This is a genomic window from Mesorhizobium sp. USDA 4775 (genome assembly GCF_054062655.1).
This window is the reverse complement of sequence record NZ_JBSSFM010000002.1, coordinates 112,147-130,648: the sequence shown is the minus strand read 5'-3', so window position 1 is coordinate 130,648 and position 18,502 is coordinate 112,147. Positions and strand designations below refer to the sequence as shown.

Sequence of the window (18,502 nt, the reverse complement as noted above, 5' to 3'; positions counted from 1 at the left end):
GCTACGCCCTCCCTGCGATCCAACCCGCCAGCATTCTCATCTTGATTGACGCAACGCTCGCACCTTCATTGTCGCGCCGCACTTGATCGCCGCAAGCGCAACTTTCGCCTTGAAAGCCGGGCTGTGGTTCCGGCGTGGGCGGCTGATCATTCGTCATTCTCCTGTTCCGGCACTCATGCCGATCTCAGGCAGAAATTCCACTTATCACCCTGTCCAATTTTGCCGAGCCACCTCTCCGCTCCACGATGAAGGCCCGATGCGCCTCCAGAACGCGCTTCCGGTGGCCGCCCATCTTGCCCGGCGCCACCGAGCCGGTCGCACGGTAACGCTGCGACCACTTCACCACAGAGGAACCTGCAACGCCAAAGCCCGATGCCACCGAACGGCAGTTCTCACTCGCTCCAACTGCCTCAACAACACGCTCACGAAGATCGTTTAAAAGGGCCTCGCGTCATAAGATGCTGGCCTCCTATCCAGCCAGCATCTTGAATCACAAACACTCTTCTTTGGAAATCCTAGGATTTCCTCAAAACAGGAACTGCACAAGCGCGAACTTTCCGGTTTGCCGAGCCCGAGCCGATTACGATTAACTGTTCCATGGCGGCCAGTTCAATCAGGCGGACCCTGTCCGGATGGAACGACAGCATGGACTCCTCAAGCGTCGTACGCACCGCATTGTCGATACCGGGTCAATACTCCCCAGAAGTGCCGTTTGAATCTTCCTCAGTTTAGCGTTGCCGCCGGTCTTCCGGGGCGCGCCCCGGAGGACCGGCGGCGCGTCATCACCGATACTGCTCTCGATGGTCGAGAGGGGAATGGCGGTGATCAAACTCGGGGAGATAGTCATGATCTTGGATATGCATCGGCAGGGGCTGTCGATGTCAGCGATCGCCAGGCAGACCGGCGTCGATCGAAAGACAATCCGCAAATACATCGAGCGTGGCCTTGAGGCCCCTGCCTATGGACCAAGGAAGCCGCGGGCGACGGTGATTGATCCCTTCACCGCTTATTTGCGTGAACGGGTTGCTGCCTATCCCGGCCTTAGCGGTCGGCGGCTCTTGCGAGAGCTGAAGGATCGTGGGTTTGCCGGGGGCTACACTACCGTCACGGACTTTCTCAGAGACGTTCGTCCGACCTCAGAACCCGGCTTTGAAGTTCGGTTCGAAACAGCTCCCGGCGAACAGGCGCAGGTGGATTTCGCCCAATTCCATGTGGTCTTCACCGACGAGCCGGCAACCCCCAGGATCGTCTGGCTGTTTTCTATGGTGCTGGGCTATAGCCGTCTCATCTGGGCGCGCTTTGCCATGCATCAGGATCTGCCGACGGTGCTGCGATGCCACGCCGCGGCGTTCGATGCGATCGGCGGCGTTCCGCGCGAGATTCTTTACGACCGAATGAAGACTGCCGTCATCGGCGAAGGCGAAACGGGCGGCATTGTTTATAACCGCGCTCTGCTCGATCTCGCTCGCCATTTCGGCTTTCATCCAAAGGCCTGCAAACCATATCGCGCCAAGACGAAGGGAAAGGTCGAGCGACCATTCCGCTTTATTCGTGAAGACTTTTTCCTGGCGCGCTCGTTTCGCAACCTTGATGATCTTAACACCCAACTGCGGCAATGGCTGGATGGCGTTGCCAATCCGCGCGTGCACGCCACAACGCAGCGCGTCGTCGTCGAGGCCTTCGCGGAAGAGCGCCTTCATCTGCGTCCCTTGCCGCTGGCTCCGTTCCGATCGGTTCTGCGGCTTGAGCGCAGGATATCCCGAGAGGGCATGGTGAGTGTCGGTGGAAACGCCTACAGCGTGCCCGACGCCACCAGAAGGCGGCTCGTCGAAGTTCACACCTTGGCCAATGAGGTTCGAATCTTCGAAGACGGTGCGCTGATTGCTGTGCATCCGGTGTTGGAAGGTCGCCATCAGCGACGCGTCGAACCAGGACACAGAACCTTTCGCTCACCGCCGCGATCGCGATCGCACGTCAACAATGACGAGATCATTCTTCATGGATCCGGAGACCGGGTCACACAACGGCCGCTCGCCTTCTACGACGCCGTCGCCAGAGCTATGGCGCAGGAGAACCGCCCATGAGCGCCGCTCTCGATGCCGTGCCGTCGATGATCGACCGCATTCGCCATGACCTGGTCGGCCTGAAGATGCCACGTGCCCTTGAAGCACTCGACCATATTGTCCGCCGCCTGGAGCATGGCGAGCTGTCGGCGCTCGAAGCGATCGACATTCTCCTTTCCGAAGAGCTGACCCTACGGGAGAACAGCCGTATAAAGACGGCGTTGCGGATGGGTCGGCTGGCAACCATTAAAACGCTCGCCGGCTTCGATTTCTCTTTCCAGCCCTCCCTCGATCGCGATCGGATCTTCACGCTCGCGCAACTGGGCTTCGTCGAAAGGCACGAGGCCGCCCATTTCCTCGGGCCGCCAGGAACTGGCAAAAGCCATCTGGCTATCGCGCTCGGCGTCGAAGCTGTCAAAGCGGGCAAGAGCGTCTACTTCTGCACCCTGGCCGATCTCATTGCAGTGCTGTCCAGGGCCGAGCGGGAGGGACGGCTGCAAGAACGCATCCGCTTCTTCTGCAGGCCAAGTCTGCTGATCGTCGACGAGATCGGTTATCTCCCGGTGATCGCCGGCGGCGGCAATCTGTTCTTCCAGCTCGTCAACGCCCGCTACGAGAAAGGGGCAATGATCCTGACGTCCAACCGCGGCTTTGCAGAGTGGGGAGATGTTTTTGGAGACGCCGTGGTCGCCACCGCGCTTCTCGACAGGCTTTTGCACCATGCCGTCGTCGTTCAGATCGAAGGATCAAGCTACAGGCTGCGCCAGCATGCCGAATTGATGCCTGAACACGTCCGTTCGAAAGCCCTGATTACTCCACCGTCATTCGCTCCACCATCACGGCCGCGCGGTCGGCCGCCGAAAAATACCCAATTCTCCATGCCGTCCGAGACGGCGTAATTGGGGAATTTTACTTCGGCACTTTTGGGGAAATTTCACCCGGTATTGACACCGCATCGAGGAAATGACGAGCTTCGTCCTCGAAACCGACGAAAACATCATCGGCACAGCGCACGATAATCATATCGCCCGTGACATCGCGCTGTCGCCAGCCCTAAGCCGAGAGGTAAACACAGCGAAGGTATATTAGCCAGGAGCGGCGAACTCACCGGCCCTTCCCCGTTCCCTTGTCATCCACAGCCACGAGTGCCTCCCACATTTGTTGTCAGATCATATTCTGGGAAAATTGAATGGCCATTTGGCTGGGGAAATTGGCTGCTTGCACAGGGTCGGCCGGAAGACGTGCTTGCAGGCCCTGCAAATAGTCTTCTGCGTAGCTTTTCGCCATTGAAATCGGCAGATCGATACCGACCGTGGCAGCCTCCTCCATCGCCTTCTTCACGAGTCCGTTACTAATTGCAAGCTTGACCTGGGGTCCAGCGACAAGGCTCAGCGCTTGCGCGCCGATATTGATGCCAGCGTCCAGCAGCGCCTGCTTCAAGTTGCCGCCGGTAATCGCTGTACGGACAAGATTTGCCGCTTGCGCCTCGAACGCTAGCGTCATTGAAACGGCATCGGCCACTTGGCCCACGACCGGAATGAAGCTCAATAGACCCACCGCCGTCGCAGCCCAATCATTCACTGTCGAGTATACCTTGAGCACGTCGCCGACTGCGTGGATGAAAGCCCCGCCGTTTTTCTTGGGTGACTTGGCATCAGGTTGATCCGCCCGGCCCATCATCATGTCCGAGACGGCTTTCTGATCCGCTGCGGTTTCCGGCGCATGGGTCTTGGGCTGCTGAACGGCGCCGTTCGCATACGACATGCTCCCGTAGAAGTGAACAAAGTCTTCTTTGCTAATGTCACCGGAGTCGACAGTATGCCCGCCGCCGAAATCGAAGAATGAATTGTGCGACTTATATCCCGTAATCGAATTGTTCAGAAGACTGAAGAGGAGAGGATCGGAAAGTAGCTGAACTGACGCCTCCGTTACTCTTTTGTCGAGTCCTTTGTCTTCAGACATGCCTGTCAGCTTTTCACGCGTTAGATCGCCGCCCTCGAAAAAAGCTAGCTGATTGCTGCTGATAGTCTTTAGGACATTCAGTTCAGCTTGCGTGAGACTCATCGACGATGAAGCGGCCTGCAGAAAATCCTCTTTATGGACCTTACCTGAAGCACCACCGCACACCTGCATCCATTCATCTGGATGATTGGTGAAGTATTGAGCTGCTGCAATGACCTGGGGCGGACACTTACCGGCTCGCGATTCGCCGACAACGATCTGTTTGAAACTAGCCAGGCTCATGACCTTGGGCAAATTTTCGGAATATCGGTAAAGCTCGCGCAAGGCATCGCTCCGGGTCATGAGCGAAGGCTGAACGTTTTTGGTGCTATCGGATGGTATGTAGTTCTGCTCGTAGCTTTGCGCCAGGCTTTCCTGAAATGCGGCGACTGGTGGATGAAGCTTGGAAAATTCGGACAAGTCCCTCGCCGTGATTTTGCCTCCACAGCGACCATCGCCCTGAGAGCCGATGGCATAGAAAAGCTCTTGGTCTTGCTGCAGTCCCTCGATCGCCTCTCTCAGATCCGGTGGAGTGGAGGGATCATTGACCTTGCGGGCCAGCGACTCCCAACTGAGGGGCATTTGGTCCTTGTGACGGTTCAGTACCGCCACGATCTGCAATTCGGCAGAAGTCAGCAAGCCCCCGTTCCACGTTATTCTCGGAGCGGGACCTGGGCCCAGTCCGAAGGGCCTGTGCGCGCAGTTCCTTAGTATCGCCTCGAAGCACGATACGCTTTGCTGCGGATGAAAAGCATTCAGGATTGGCGACTGCTGTCTAGACTGTGCGCGATTGGCGATAAGGGACGATAAATCCGGCATTTGTACATCCTCAAACGTGATGTTTAGAATTTCTCACAAGAACCCCTCGGGCTCTTGCGTCCTACGAGCTTTGGCAGGTCATAGTTCGGCCTGCGCTTCAAACTACATCGTTCTGCGCCAGCTCCAGGCGCCATTTCAGCAATCGGCGGAGATACCGCTCAAACTTCCGGCTCCACTATGAGCGGTTTAGCTTTCGGGAAACTGACGAGCTTAAGAGACTGCCTCAAAAAGAAGTGGGTGATTTCAATAGGTTGTGATTCCGTCGGATTTGCAAAGATTCGATGGAGCTCACGATGGCCTGGACTGAAATCACCCGTCGGCACTATGCCCGGCGCGCGACCCGTTATGCAAGCGATCTGACGGATCGTGAATGGAGCCTGGTGCAGCCCTTTCTGCCAGCGGCGCGACGTGTCGGGCGTCCCCGCACCACAGATTTGCGAGAGGTGTTGAACGCGCTGCTCTACATCGCCTCGACGGGTTGCCAGTGGCGTATGCTGCCGAAGGATTTCCCGCCCTGTTCAACCGTTCAGCGTTATTTCTACGAATGGAGAGCAACGGGTCTGTGGAGCCGGATCAACCATCATCTCGTGATGGAAGCACGCGAGTTGGAAGGCAAAGAGGCCAGCCCGACGGCAGGCGTCATAGACAGCCAGAGCGTGAAAACCACCGAAAGCGGCGGCATTCGGGGTTATGATGCCGGAAAAAAGATCAAGGGACGCAAACGTCACATCCTTGTCGACACGCTCGGCCTGATGGTCGGTCTCATGGTCCATACCGCTGACATTCAGGACAGGGACGGTGCTCCGGACCTCTTGAAATCCATCCGCCAAAGATGGCCTTGGCTGCTGCATGTCTTTGCCGATGGCGGCTACGCGGGTGACAAGCTGAAAAGGCGACTGCGGAAAATCGGGCACTGGACACTGGAAATCATCAAGCGATCCGACAAGGCAAAGGGCTTCGAGGTTCTACCGCGCAGATGGGTCGTTGAACGGACCTTCGCATGGCTCGGCAGATGCAGAAGGCTGGCGAAGGACTTCGAGAAATCCGTCGCTTCCGCCGAGGCGTGGATCATGATCGCCCACATACGCCTCATCACGCGCCGTCTCTCAAGATATTGCTATCATTGACCTCTTTTCGAGTCCGACTCTTAGAGAATTCACATTCAAGGGCGGCCGCTGTGGCGTTTTTTTGCCAAGGCTGCGGTCGCAAATATCATTTTTGGCGCGGCTCTGGCTTCTCGCCGACGCCATCCTGTTGCAACACGTCAGACGAATAAGCGGCTTGCGGTAGTCCGTCGCGAACGACCATGGAGGAGGAACCACGAAACAATGTCAGGACCGATTCGCTTGGCTGTGTTTCAGGAACGCGCGGCTGCGCCTGCGCCTCAGCAACGAGGCCGTTGAACGTCTGCTCCACGAGTGCGGTGAAACGCGGCGGACCGGAGACCAAAACGAGGCTATCTCCCGGCGCAGGTCTCATGACGTAGCGGTCATCGGAAATCTCAAGCTTATCAAGGGCCTTCTTCAACTTATCGAAGCGGATCGAGGTCAACACAAGCACGCGGGTTTGTGATTCTTTTGCGGCCGATACGTAAAGGACAAGCCCATCATAATACCATTGTAGACTGTACAAGTTGGCCAAACGGTCTAGGAACTCGAGCGGTGGCAAATTCGACATGCTCCCGCGGATCCGTCCCTTCACCTCGCTGCTAATGTTGATTCGGATATTAAGGTTGTTACCGAATTGCTGCAGCACGGCAGCGAGATCCTGATCGAGAACTGTATACCTGTAAGGCGTCCGGGGGAAGGATAAGGGGACACCTAGTGTTCCGTGGATTCCGGTGGAGAGAAAGAACCCGGCACACAGAAGCCTCCAAAGGTTCAAGGGGATGAATTTGATGAGCAGTCTCGGCATATCCTAATGATAACCTACAGTTTGAGAGTTTCACAAGGGGGCTAAAGTCACACAGCATGAGATGGCCCATTATGCCGCCTTGGTCAGCTTGTCGTCAGCTCTCACGGCTAAATGCTGGCCCGACAACGACTAATGGGCGACGGGATTCACATCGCCAAAGAGGAAATAATCGAGTTCTTGCATGATGATGCCTTTCACTCCGATTACTGCCACTCTAGCAGAGTGTCTGCCCAAGGCCGGATCAGCGTCCTTGAGCGACCAGGCCCAGTTCGAGCGCGCTTTGGCGCACGCGGCCGACGCGCTGAAAAACGACGCTCCCCTGGTGCTCGCTCCTCCGGTGATGGATGTGCAACGCGCAGCTGCGAAGACAAATTCCCTGGGCGATCGCGTGGTAGAGAAGATTTCTTCGATGTTCGCAGGCAATGCGGTTAGTCCGCTCGACTGGCAGGTAGGACTCTCCAAGGGTTCGGAACCAGGGCCGCCGCAGAAGCTTACAGCCGAAACAGGCCCGGGAACCGGAACCTCTGGCGTTTCGCAAGGAGGTCGTGATTTTGAAGCAATGATTGTTGGCCTGCGGGATCTCTACAACGGTGTCACCCAGGTTGCTCTTGTCTCTAAAGGTGTCAGCGGCATTACGTCTTCGTTGAATAAACTTCTAAAGGAAGGCTGAACCGCGCGCATGATTGAGCTAGCCGCGGAAGTCATGCTCGACACTTACCATTGGCGATTGCTTCGCCTTGTAGCTCTGGCAGTTCTCCTGGCTCTCGGTGGTTGCAAGGTCGATCTCTACACGCAGCTGCAGGAACGCGAAGCGAATGAAATGTTGGCTCTTTTGATAGACAACGGAGTAGCTGCGATCCGGGTGGCCGCCAAGGATGGGACTAGCACCCTCCAGGTTGATGAAGCGCGGATCGCTTTCTCAATTAACCTTCTAAATGGGAAGGGGCTGCCGCGACAGTCGTTCAAGAACCTTGGCGAGATCTTCCAAGGATCAGGCCTGATAGCCTCGCCAACCGAGGAGCGTGCCCGTTACGTCTATGCGCTGAGTGAGGAGTTGTCCCGTACCATCAGCGACATCGATGGAGTGTTCTCTGTACGTGTTCATGTTGTTCTGCCGCATAACGACCTTTTGCGAGCAGGTACCACGCCCTCATCGGCCTCAGTTTTTATCAGGCATGACGCCAAAGCGAACCTTTCTATTCTACTGCCGCAGATAAAGATGCTTGTGGCTGACAGCATCGAAGGGTTGTCGTACGACAAGGTTGAAGTGGTTTTGGTGGCGGTGGAAGGGTCCGCAGATGGGCAGCTGTCTGTGCCGAGGCCTGTTTTGGCCGAGACATCCAGGCTCATTCCAGCGCGGTTTCTTGCGACCGTAATCGGTATCGCTGTAGCTCTGTTCGCAGTGGCATGCTTTCTGTTGGCCAGCGCTCTTAGCCGCCGGCGCAAGCAATCGTCGGGCGGATTCTCCAAGGTCGAGCGGCGATTGAGTCCTTCCGTGTTCAGCACCATTCAAAGAAACGCCAGCGATAGCGCGTAAGTGACATGTCGACGCCAATGCCGATACTGACTGCCCAACTTGATCGTTCGTTCCAATTGTCCGCCTTCGGCGGGATCGAGCCTGCAGCTTCGGCCCATCCGAGTCGTCTTGCTGCGCGTCTTGATCCGGCGTTGGCGCCCGCTACGTTAGAGCAGTTGCAGAAGTCCCCCAGGCTGCAACCAAGGCTGACAGAATTGCTGTTCGACGTGGCTTCAAAGCATAGCGACTGGGGGCCTGATCTTCTGCGCGGGAATGATCCGCAGCGGGCCGCCTTTCTTGCAGGCAGTGTATGGCATGCCCGTTCGCTGCTTAAGCTTGTCTCTCGGTCTGATCTCACCGCTCTTATTGGCTATATCGGCGCTGATGCGCACAAATTTGGTATCCGACACTTGGCGCATTCCGTTGCAAACCGATTGATCGCCGATCCGGAAAAGCTCGCGCACCAAATCGAACACGATGGACATGCCTGTCTTGGTGCTTGGCTCAATAACAATTCAGTGATGGAGCGTAACCGCGTCCTCCTACGGTTGCCGGTTGGAACCGCCGCCGAGAATCCAAAGCCTGAGCACAGGAACGTCTCCGGCCAGTTGTTTTCGCTTGTGATGGCCTATTTTGAGGCGGAGAAGCCGCTAATATGACATTTGATCTTTTCCCTGCGCCAACAGCGCCGCAGCTGTGCCCAATGGGGCCGCTGATCCCGGCGAGTGAGCTGGAAATCTGGGATAGTGCTGCAGAAGCGCTTGCGGCCGCGGAACGATATCAGCAGCGGGTTCGCAGCTGGGCGCGCGCCGCCTATCAGCGTGAGTTGGCGCGCGGCCATGCCGAGGGTTTAACTGCGGGCGCCGCCGAAATGGCAGCGGTGATTTCTCAGGCGGTCACCGAAGTCGCGCAACGAAAGGCCGTTCTTAACCAGGAATTGCCGCAGCTCGTGATGGAGATACTAAGCGATCTTGTGGGAGCATTAGATCCGGGGGAAGTTTTGGTGATGGCTGTTCGCCACGCCATTGAACGCCAATATAGCGGCGCACAAGTTTGCCTCCATGTGTCTCCGAGTCAAGTGGACATACTCGCGGAAGAGTTTGCAGGATACGACGGACAGGATGGTCGACCAAGTGTTCGGATCGAACCGGATCCGACGTTGCCGTCGCAACGGTGCGTGCTGTGGAGTGAGTACGGCAATGTCGATCTGGGGCTTGATGCCCAGATGCGCGCGTTGCGCCTCGGCTTCGGGTTGCTATCTGAAAGAGGCGAACTATGACCACGCTGTCACAACCTAATAACGATGCCGCGGTTTGCCCCGCTGATCCGGTGATTTCGTCTTTGAGAGCTCGGGCAAAGCGGATCGAGACCCGCGCCCTCCGGGGCAGAATCACGCGTGCTGTCGGCACACTTGTTCATGCCGTCTTGCCTGACACTCGTATTGGGGAACTTTGCCTCCTGCAGGATCCGCGAACCGGACTGTCGCTCGAAGCCGAGGTGATCGGCCTCTCGAATGATAGCGTATTGCTGACGCCGATTGGTGACTTGGCTGGTCTGTCTAGCCGTGCCGAAGTCGTAGCCACTGGACGAATGCGTGAAGTACCCGTTGGAGACGATTTACTCGGCCGCGTGGTTGACAGTCGTTGCCGTCCACTGGACGGCAAAGGCCAAATCAGGACCACAGAAACTCGGCCGCTGCACGGCCGAGCTCCAAATCCAATGACAAGGCGGATGATTGAACGACCCTTGCCTCTAGGGGTACGTGTTCTGGACGGTCTCCTGACGTGCGGCGAGGGCCAGCGGATCGGAATTTACGGCGAGCCTGGTGGTGGTAAGTCGACGCTATTGTCACAGATCGTAAAAGGTGCAGCCGCTGACGTTGTCATAGTCGCGCTGATAGGCGAACGAGGACGTGAAGTTCGTGAATTCATCGAGAGGCATCTTGGAACGGAAGGACTTCGCCGTGCCGTCGTTGTTGTTGAAACGTCCGACCGCTCGGCTGTCGAGCGGGCGCAATGTGCTCCGATGGCGACAGCGATTGCAGAGTATTTTCGCGAACAGGGGCTACGCGTAGCTCTCATGCTGGACTCGCTGACCCGCTTCTGTCGTGCAATGCGTGAAATAGGCCTTGCTGCCGGTGAACCGCCGACGCGACGGGGCTTTCCTCCTTCAGTTTTCAGCATGCTGCCAGGCCTGTTAGAACGCGCCGGCATGAGTGAGCTTGGCTCAATCACGGCTTTCTATACTGTGCTTGTAGAAGGCGATGGCACAGGGGATCCAATCGCAGAAGAGTCGCGCGGCATTCTCGATGGGCATGTCGTCCTCTCAAGCGCGATTGCGGCGCGATCGCATTTTCCCGCTATCGATGTACTGCAGAGTCGCAGCCGCGTGATGGATGCGATCATTTCGACGACACATCGCAAGGCGGCATCCATCTTTCGTGAACTCCTCTCGCTGTATGCCGAGACCGAGTTCCTGATCAAAGTCGGCGAATACAAACAAGGCGCCGATCCCCTGACGGACCGAGCTGTCGACTCAATAGACGAACTGAGAGAGTTTCTGCGCCAGAGCGCAGGCGAGACATCAACCTTTGAGGAAACGGTCGCATGGATGTCGCGTCTGACCGCTTAAATCATGTTCAGGCTTCGAGGTTACGTCTTTTGAAAGAGATGCAAGAGCGTCGCGCCCTTCATAAGATGTCCAAAACGGAAGCCAAGCGCGACATGGCTGTCTTAGCCGCTCAGAATGCCGCTCGAGACCTTGCAATGACACAACAAGATTGCGCAGCCGCCGAAGCGGATCTCTACCAGGAGCTGATGACTCTCGAAAACTTGTCGAACGGTATGCTCGACCGGCACCACCTGCGCATTGAGCTGCTTGCGGCTGAAATAACGTGCCGACGGCAAATGCTTGGCGATGCGCAAATCGCCCAAGAACAGGCTGAGATAGCGATGTTCAGGACGAGGGACGAATGGATCGCATGTTCGGCGGCAACACGCAAATGGCAGCAAATCGAGGACGACGTCGGGCGCGACGTTGAGATCCATTCGGAGGCCGTGAGCGAGACCGAGGCCGAGGATGATAGAGTAGTTCGGTTTGGGAGGAGTGCGCTTGCCCAGGTCGCGCAATCAAATTAGAAAACCGGCAGGTCCTCCGAAATGCTAGCGCTGTGCAGTCTTTGGTTTCCGGGATGGTGAGGCCCATTATATTTGAACCAGCCCTGACACTATCACGGGAGATCGTGCGGTTGCTTAATAACACGGCAGCTTCTCGCAAGCCGTTTCAGAGCCGAATCAAAGACGTGCCGTTGTCGGTGACTGTTGCAGGGCTTGTCTGTCAAGAGCAATCTGCAGCCATTGAGATGCTTGACTGCATTTGGAAGGTCGGAGCCGAGACGGTCATCCTCTCGTTATCGCGGCCGCTTGTAGATGCGTTCATTGCGACAGTGCAGGACGACCTGCCTTTTCCGTCCGAGCCAACGGCTTCGCTCATTTTGGAGCTTGCACTTGAGCCGCTCGTCGCTCGACTGGAGTGTGCGACACAGCTGAACCTGCAACTCCTGCGCGTTGGTGAAGCCGCCACGCTAGCCCCCTATCTCGAACTGGATATCGTATTCGGCGCGGTCAGAGGCAACAGTCGTCTATTCCTGTTCTCGCCTCTCGACGGCTTGGTGCCGCTTGCATTTCGCGTCCTAGACGAACTCATTGCGCAGTTACCACGAAAACCGCGAGGGCTATCGCGGGACCTGCCGATCCTGGTTGCAGGAGAAATTGGGACGCTACGCATTCCTCCAGCTCTTCTTCGAGACGCACGTGCCGGGGATGTTCTGTTGCCGAACATGGCGCCGTTTGGCCGCGGCGAGATCATTCTATCTTTTGGCCAGCTGTGGGCCGGCGCAGATCTTGAGGGCGACCAGTTAGTGCTGCGAGGCCCTTTCCGCCGGCGATCGAGTTCTTTGGAGAATGCGCAGATGACACAAGCTGTATCGCAGCTGGGACTGACGGATGATCTCGACGATATCGGGATCATGCTTGTCTTTGAATGCGGCCGCTGGCCTATTCCTCTAGGGGAATTAAGACGTGCCGGCGATGGGCATATATTCGAACTTGGGCGCCCGATCGAGGGTCCGGTCGACATACTGGCCAATGGTCAGCGCATCGGGCGTGGCGACATCGTGCGCATTGGAGAAACGCTGGGTATAAAGCTGCGAGGCGGGTTGGGATGTAATGACTGAGGTCCAGCCGACAATCCTGGCGCTTCTTGCGGTAACCGCTGGACTTGGTCTGCTTGTTTTAGCAGTCGTCACAACCACTGCGTTTGTAAAAGTATCAGTTGTTCTTTTTCTCGTGCGCAATGCGCTCGGAACGCAAACAATACCACCTAACATAGTGCTGTACGCTGTATCATTGATCCTGACCATGTTTGTTAGCGCGCCCGTTATTCAACTGACCTATGATAGGATGAGCGACCCGAAGCTGCACTATCAGACGTTTGATGACTGGGTAAGCGCTGTCAAATCCGGGAGCGAGCCACTGCGTGACCATCTAAAGAAATTCACCAATGAAGATCAGCGAAAAATTTTCCTCTCCTCGATCGAGAAAGTATGGCCAGAGGAAATGCGCGCAAAGACTGCGGATGATGATTTATCGATTCTGGTGCCATCTTTTCTACTGTCAGAACTTAAGCGCGCGTTCGAGATTGGATTTCTGCTTTATCTTCCTTTCATTGTTATCGATCTTATCGTTACGACAATTTTGATGGCGATGGGTATGTCGATGGTGTCTCCGACACTTATATCAGTCCCTTTCAAGCTATTTGTTTTCGTCTCTATTGATGGTTGGTCGAAATTGATGGAAGGTCTTGTGTTGAGTTACACGCTTCCGGGAGGTTGATTATCGCCGAATCCAGTATTGTCGTTCTTATGAGTCAATCGTTGGTGGTCTTAATGATTTGGATTCTACCGCCGTTGATCGCATCGGTGGTCGTTGGCCTGGTCATTGGCATCATCCAGGCGGCAACGCAGATTCAGGATGAGAGTTTACCACTCACCGTGAAGCTTCTGGTTGTTGTCTCGGTGATTGGTTTGTTTGCTCCTGTCCTGAGCGCCCCCCTGCTAGAGCTAACCAACCAGATCTTTACCGAGTTTCCCGCCATGACGCTCAGCTACTAGTCTCGGCCATGTCTATGTCATCAGCCGAGATTCAAATCCTGATTCATACGGCTATCGAGCTCCTCCTAGCAGCCGGTCTTGGTGCCGGGCGCGCGATAGGCATCATGCTGATCCTGCCTGTATTTACTCGTTCTCAGACCGACGGGCTAATCCGCGGCTGCCTGGCTGTCGCTTTCGGATTACCATGCCTGGCGCACGTCAGCGACGGGTTGCAGGCGCTGGATCCTGAAACGCGCGTGATCCAGGTAACTCTGCTCGGATTGAAGGAAGTTTTCGTTGGTGCACTATTAGGCACTTTTCTTGGCATTCCCCTATGGGCCCTTCAGGCAGCGGGTGAGTTTATCGACAACCAACGCGGTATTACCAGCCCGTCTGCTCCGTCCGACCTCGCCACGAACAGTCAGGCTTCCGCCGTGGGGGTCTTTCTCGGGATTACTGCGATCGCCATCTTCGTCGCCTCTGGGGGTATGGAAACCGTGATCAGCGCACTTTATGGCAGCTATTTGATCTGGCCCATATATCGGTTTCACCCAACCATGAGCGCTCAAGCAGGAATGGAGATATTAGGTCTCCTTGATCACATTATGCGCACGACTTTGTTGGTGTCTGGGCCAGTCGTGTTCTTTCTGACGTTGATTGATGTGTCCATGATGATACTGCGTCGCTTTGCGCCCCAATTCAAGTCAAGTCAGTTTTCGCCCGCGATCAAGAATCTTGTCTTTCCGGTCATCATGGTCACCTATGCTGCCTATCTGGTTGAGGGAATGACATTGGAGATCACACAAACGGATGGCACTCTCGAGTGGCTCGATAAGTTGCTGAAATGAGCGACACGAGTGAAGAGAAGACACACGCCGCCAGTCCCAAGAAGCTAAGCGAGGCGCGCAAAAAAGGGCAGCTGCCACGTAGCTCCGATTTCGTTCGCGCGGTCGGGACCTGCGCTGGGCTCGGATACCTGTGGGTAAGAGGCAGCGTCATCGAGGACAAGTGTCTTGAAGCGCTACTCTTCGTCGACAAACTGCACCACCTGCCATTCAAATTCGCCGTCGGGCAGGCGCTGGTTGTTCTGGCCGCACTCGCCCTCGCAACTGTTGGCCCGCTGCTTGGAACGCTTGTCGCTGTGGTCATTTTGGCAAGTTTATTAGCCAATGGTGGATTTGTTTTCTCTTTCGAGCCGATCAAGCCCAGCCTTGAAAAAATGGATCCTTTTCAAGGGCTGAAGCGCTTGGCGTCTGCGCAGTCCACAGTCGAACTCGGCAAGACTCTGTTTAAGGTATTCGTTCTCAGCGCAACGTTTTCCCTCTACCTGCTCGGCGCGTGGAAGACCATGATGTATCTGCCGGGGTGCGGCATGGGCTGCATCGGCCATGTCGTTGGGGTGGCAAAACCGCTCATTGGAATTGGCGCCGGCGCACTAATGGTCGTCGGCCTGATTGATCTTGTGTTGCAGCGTGCGTTGTTTCAGCGCGAGATGCGGATGACCCAGACTGAAGTCATGCGCGAACGGAAGGATCAGCAAGGGGCCCCCGAGTTAAAAGGTGAACGACGTCGCATCCGCGATGAGGCAGCTGACGAACCTCCCCTTGGTGTTCATAGCGCCACGCTGATCTTCAAAGGGAGGGGGGCACTGATCGGTGTTCGCTACGTTCGTGGTGAGACCGGGGTGCCGGTCGTGGTTTGCCGAGCGAAAGACGAGCGCGTTTCTCCCCTCCTTAGCGAAGCGCGGGCGCTTCGTCTCGAAATTGTCGATGATCATGTCCTAGCGAACCAGCTCATCAGAAAAGCAAATCTCGGCAACCCCGTTCCTAAGGAATTTTTCGAACCCGTGGCGAGAGCACTCTTTGCCGCAGGCTTGACTTAGGCCGCGGACTGATAACTTCTCTAGCAGAACGCGGACAGAAGGGAGTTGGGCCGGTGGCAAGGAAGTGGAGCGGGGCATCGGTGCTAACGCGTTGCTATGCCTTTGAAAGGTTTTAGTTTGTTGCTGTATCTGTCAATCAGGTTGCGCTGCTTGTGGGCCCCGTTGACTGAAGGGAATCGCTGGTGCGGGATACCTCGGCGGGATGTCAGCCCAAGCTGAGCGTTGCGCTTCAGGTCGCGAATGGCGTTGCTGTCATAGGCGCGGTCGGCAATCGGAATCCTATCGGGTGGAGAGAGTCGAGCGTGGCGATGGCGGGCTTGTGCCTGTCCGGCCGTCAGGACGAGATCGACCGGTCGCGGGACTGTCAGGAATTCCGTGTGCGGGCGGGCTGTTGAACATTATGCAGCCATTGCCCGGATGAAGCGCTCGCCGAAGATGACGGCGAATTGGGCCTTGGCCATGGTCCACTCACGTGGCGGCATTTTCCACTCTTTCTCGGATCGGTTCAAGATCAGATAGAGCAGCTTGGTCGCCACGTCGTCGCTGGGGAAATGGCCCCTGGCCCTGACAGCCCGTCGAAGTTTCGGGTTCAACGCCGCTATCGAGTTCGTAACCGGTATGAAGATCTCGGTGCCGATGTCCGGCTGCGGTTTCCAGGATCGCGGTGTATGGTGCGACCATCCGGGACGGAGGCCCGGGAGCACGAAGGTGCGGGCAGGCCGATCCACACGATGAGCCGAGAGCTCGTGTTAGTAGCTGGCCGCCTCTGCGACTCGCCCGGTTGCGCCGTGAGCGCGAATCCGTAGTTGTCGTGTCGCCCGCCGCTCCCGTCGTTTCGCTCTGACAGGAGGCGCATATGCGACGCGTGATTGGAATGGACATCCACCGAACCTTCGGGGAGGTGGTTTTCTGGGAAGATGGTAAGCTTCGACATGGAGGGCGTGTCGACATGACCCGAACGGCGCTGGAGGGCTTTGGTAAGATCCTTCTGGCGACAGACGAGGTGGTAATCGAGGCGACTGGCAACTGCATGGCGGTGTCACGGGTGTTATCGCCCTTCGTGAAGCGGGTAGTCATCGCCAACCCACTTCAGGTGAAGGCGATCGCCCATGCCCCATGTGAAGACCGACAAGGTTGACGCGGGCACGCTGGCCAGCTTGTACGCGGCCGGCTACCTGCCGGAGATCTGGACACCAGATGCGGCCACCGAGCGAATGCGCAGGCTGGTCGCGCGGCGCTATCAGGTCGTGCGGCATCGAACCCGGATCAAGAACGAGGTGCATGCGATCCTGCATGCGCACCTGATCCCGAAGTGTCCGCATGCCGATCTGTTCAACGTCCGCGGGCGTGCCTGGCTGGCGCGCCAGCCAGTGCCCGAAGATGAGCGGTTTGCGATCGAGCGGCATGTGAGCGAGCTCAATCGGCTTGCCGAAGACCTTGCGATCCTTGACCGGGAGATTGCCGAGACCACGCTAGACGATCCAGCGATCAGGCGTCTGCTCACCATCACCGGCGTCAACCTGGCCGTGGCAGCAGGCTTGGCGCCCGCGCCCGCCAAAGGAAAAGGCGTGCGGGCGCCTCAATCCGGCAAGGCTTGAATGAGGCTGTCCGGCGGCGCTTTCAACCGGTGCGCCGCGCTTCGCCACGAGGTCGCCCGCGCAAGGAAATGATATCACGATCCGAAAGAAAGCGCTTGTCGATCTCATCCGTCGTATAAATGATCCGGCGGACGTCGTCAGGGAACGCGAAGAATGGAACGACCTCGCCCCAGGCGCGCCGCCAGGCAGTCCCCAAGGGCCGGCCTCCAACGCCGCCAGCGCCTTTTCGGCGGCATCGGCATCGACGGCGCGGTAGATTTCCTTGAGTGCGCTGGCGAGGCTCTTGCGATCTTTCCAGGACACGAAGTCAGATGTGGCTCGGTTTGTTTGGACAGGAATTCCCGATTTATAAGTGGAACACTGCCTCTGATTAGGCCGCCTCGGGAAGCGGTATCGGGGTGAAGTAGGCCTCATCTGGCGCTCTGCCGTCAAGGCTTGAATGCGGGCGTCCCCGATTGTAGAAATCGAGATATTTTCCGATCGACGCTCGCCCTTCGCGAACGCTGTCATAGGCCTTGAGATAGACCTCCTCATATTTCACCGACCGCCAGAGACGCTCGACGAAGACGTTGTCGCGCCAGGCGCCCTTGCCATCCATGCTGATCCTGATCTCCCGGTCGAGGAGGACCTTGGTGAAGTCATGGCTGGTGAACTGGCTGCCCTGATCGGAGTTGAAGATCTCGGGCTTGCCGTATGTCGCCAGCGCCTCCTCGAGGGCTTCAATGCAAAAGGCCGCATCCATGGTGATCGACAGCCGCCAGCTCAGTACCTTGCGCGTGAACCAGTCGACGACAGCAACCAGGTAGCAGAAGCCGCGGGCCATCGGGATATAGGTCAGGTCCGTCGCCCAGACCTGGTTGGGCCGCGTCACCGCCAGCTTGCCCAGCAAATACGGATAGATCTTGTGCCCGTCGCCCGGCTTCGAAGTGCGCGGCTTGCGGTAGAGCGCCTTGATTCCCATGCGCGTCATCAAGGTGCGCACATGCAGCCGACCCGTCTGTAGCCTTCGCGCTTCAAAAGCTTCTGCACCATGCGGCTGCCCGCGAACGGGTAATCCAGGTGCAATTCGTCGATGCGCCGCATCAGCTTCAGGTCTGCCGCCGATGTCGGCTTGGGTAGGGAGTAGACGCTGCCGCGGCTGATCCCCAGTTCGGCCGCCTGCTTGGCAATCGGCAGTTCATGTTCCCGGTCGATCATCGTCTTGCGCTCCCCGACCAGCCGGCCTTGCCGAGCGCCGAGCCTAAGAAATCATTGGCCAGCGTCAGCTCTCCGATCTTGGCATGGAGGGCCTTTATGTCCACCGTCGGCTCCGATTTCTCCGCGCCAAACACGTTCGAGGCCCCTTCCAGAAGCTGCTTTCGCCAATCCGTGATCTGGTTCGCATGCACATCATATTGCTGCGCCAGCTCGGCCAGCGTCTTTTCTCCCTTGATCGCCGCAAGCGCAACTTTCGCCTTGAAAGCCGGGCTGTGGTTCCGGCGTGGGCGGCTGCTCATTCGTCATTCTCCTGTTCCGGCACTCATGCCGATCTCAGGCAGAAATTCCACTTATCACCCTGTC

Annotated in this window: 15 protein-coding genes and 6 pseudogenes; 15 read left to right on the top strand and 6 right to left on the bottom strand. The window is 57.1% G+C overall.

Annotation, left to right across the window (positions count from 1 at the left end; all coding sequences use genetic code 11):
- Nucleotides 1-235 precede the first annotated feature (235 nt).
- Nucleotides 236-436: pseudogene (locus tag ACVILI_RS32425) on the bottom strand (IS630 family transposase); the annotation flags it as partial.
- A 385-nt stretch (nucleotides 437-821) separates the two neighbouring features.
- Between ACVILI_RS32425 and istA the strand changes: the two are divergent.
- Nucleotides 822-2,084, top strand: a complete 1,263-nt coding sequence (istA, locus tag ACVILI_RS32420) for an IS21 family transposase (protein WP_457102814.1) — start codon at nucleotides 822-824, stop codon at nucleotides 2,082-2,084.
- Complete coding sequence (istB, locus tag ACVILI_RS32415; RefSeq protein WP_038654861.1) at nucleotides 2,081-2,962, top strand: IS21-like element helper ATPase IstB; 882 nt, start codon at nucleotides 2,081-2,083, stop codon at nucleotides 2,960-2,962. The genes istA and istB overlap by 4 nt, the downstream gene beginning before the upstream one ends.
- Nucleotides 2,963-3,227: 265 nt before the next feature.
- On the opposite strand, the pseudogene ACVILI_RS32410 reads toward istB, so the two are convergent.
- A pseudogene (locus ACVILI_RS32410) lies at nucleotides 3,228-4,733 on the bottom strand (HrpF/NolX family T3SS translocon protein); the annotation flags it as partial.
- Nucleotides 4,734-5,176: 443 nt separating this feature from the next.
- Here ACVILI_RS32410 and ACVILI_RS32405 point away from each other — a divergent pair.
- A complete protein-coding gene (locus tag ACVILI_RS32405; protein WP_457102429.1) occupies nucleotides 5,177-6,010 on the top strand; it encodes an IS5 family transposase in 834 nt (277 codons plus the stop codon).
- 85 nt (nucleotides 6,011-6,095) lie between these two features.
- Here ACVILI_RS32405 and ACVILI_RS32400 read toward each other — a convergent pair whose 3' ends face one another.
- Nucleotides 6,096-6,797 carry a nodulation protein NolW gene (locus ACVILI_RS32400; RefSeq protein ID WP_038654888.1) on the bottom strand — a complete coding sequence of 234 codons (702 nt, stop codon included), beginning with the start codon at nucleotides 6,795-6,797 and terminating at the stop codon, nucleotides 6,096-6,098.
- A 250-nt stretch (nucleotides 6,798-7,047) separates the two neighbouring features.
- Here ACVILI_RS32400 and ACVILI_RS32395 point away from each other — a divergent pair, with 250 nt between their 5' ends.
- From ACVILI_RS32395 to ACVILI_RS32345, 11 genes are read left to right on the top strand one after another with little or no spacing between them, the layout of a single operon-like run.
- Complete coding sequence (locus ACVILI_RS32395) at nucleotides 7,048-7,467, top strand: nodulation protein NolB (RefSeq protein ID WP_276315567.1); 420 nt, start codon at nucleotides 7,048-7,050, stop codon at nucleotides 7,465-7,467.
- A 9-nt stretch (nucleotides 7,468-7,476) separates the two neighbouring features.
- A complete protein-coding gene (gene sctJ, locus ACVILI_RS32390; protein WP_091586577.1) occupies nucleotides 7,477-8,334 on the top strand; it encodes a type III secretion system inner membrane ring lipoprotein SctJ in 858 nt (285 codons plus the stop codon).
- Nucleotides 8,335-8,339: 5 nt separating this feature from the next.
- Nucleotides 8,340-8,972 (top strand): hypothetical protein, encoded by a 633-nt coding sequence (locus ACVILI_RS32385; protein ID WP_038654894.1) that lies wholly within the window; start codon nucleotides 8,340-8,342, stop codon nucleotides 8,970-8,972.
- Complete coding sequence (gene sctL / locus ACVILI_RS32380) at nucleotides 8,969-9,592, top strand: type III secretion system stator protein SctL (RefSeq protein ID WP_038654897.1); 624 nt, start codon at nucleotides 8,969-8,971, stop codon at nucleotides 9,590-9,592. Before ACVILI_RS32385 ends, sctL begins: the two co-directional genes overlap by 4 nt.
- A complete protein-coding gene (sctN, locus tag ACVILI_RS32375; protein ID WP_091586575.1) occupies nucleotides 9,589-10,944 on the top strand; it encodes a type III secretion system ATPase SctN in 1,356 nt (451 codons plus the stop codon). The genes sctL and sctN overlap by 4 nt, the downstream gene beginning before the upstream one ends.
- Nucleotides 10,920-11,450, top strand: coding sequence for a hypothetical protein (locus ACVILI_RS32370; protein WP_038654903.1), 531 nt, complete (start codon nucleotides 10,920-10,922; stop codon nucleotides 11,448-11,450). The genes sctN and ACVILI_RS32370 overlap by 25 nt, the downstream gene beginning before the upstream one ends.
- Nucleotides 11,451-11,503: 53 nt before the next feature.
- Nucleotides 11,504-12,547, top strand: coding sequence for a type III secretion system cytoplasmic ring protein SctQ (gene sctQ / locus ACVILI_RS32365; protein ID WP_208604712.1), 1,044 nt, complete (start codon nucleotides 11,504-11,506; stop codon nucleotides 12,545-12,547).
- On the top strand, nucleotides 12,540-13,205 hold the full coding sequence (gene sctR, locus ACVILI_RS32360) for a type III secretion system export apparatus subunit SctR (RefSeq protein ID WP_038654909.1): 666 nt from the start codon (nucleotides 12,540-12,542) through the stop codon (nucleotides 13,203-13,205). The genes sctQ and sctR overlap by 8 nt, the downstream gene beginning before the upstream one ends.
- Nucleotides 13,206-13,234: 29 nt before the next feature.
- Entirely contained in the window at nucleotides 13,235-13,483 is a 249-nt protein-coding gene (locus ACVILI_RS32355; protein ID WP_084791849.1) for an EscS/YscS/HrcS family type III secretion system export apparatus protein, read from the top strand.
- 8 nt (nucleotides 13,484-13,491) lie between these two features.
- Nucleotides 13,492-14,310: a type III secretion system export apparatus subunit SctT gene (gene sctT, locus ACVILI_RS32350; RefSeq protein ID WP_038654912.1), complete on the top strand. Its 819-nt coding sequence runs from the start codon at nucleotides 13,492-13,494 to the stop codon at nucleotides 14,308-14,310.
- Nucleotides 14,307-15,344, top strand: a complete 1,038-nt coding sequence (locus ACVILI_RS32345) for an EscU/YscU/HrcU family type III secretion system export apparatus switch protein (protein WP_457102765.1) — start codon at nucleotides 14,307-14,309, stop codon at nucleotides 15,342-15,344. Before sctT ends, ACVILI_RS32345 begins: the two co-directional genes overlap by 4 nt.
- Nucleotides 15,345-15,742: 398 nt before the next feature.
- Here the strand turns inward: ACVILI_RS32345 and ACVILI_RS32340 are convergent.
- Nucleotides 15,743-15,955 (bottom strand): annotated as a pseudogene (locus ACVILI_RS32340) (transposase); the annotation flags it as partial.
- Between the two features lie 245 nt (nucleotides 15,956-16,200).
- Here ACVILI_RS32340 and ACVILI_RS32335 point away from each other — a divergent pair.
- Nucleotides 16,201-16,894 (top strand): annotated as a pseudogene (locus ACVILI_RS32335) (IS110 family transposase); the annotation flags it as partial.
- 103 nt (nucleotides 16,895-16,997) lie between these two features.
- Here the strand turns inward: ACVILI_RS32335 and ACVILI_RS32330 are convergent.
- Nucleotides 16,998-17,263 (bottom strand): annotated as a pseudogene (locus tag ACVILI_RS32330) (transposase); the annotation flags it as partial.
- A gap of 49 nt (nucleotides 17,264-17,312) precedes the next feature.
- A pseudogene (locus ACVILI_RS32325) lies at nucleotides 17,313-18,438 on the bottom strand (IS3 family transposase).
- Nucleotides 18,439-18,502: the final 64 nt, after the last annotated feature.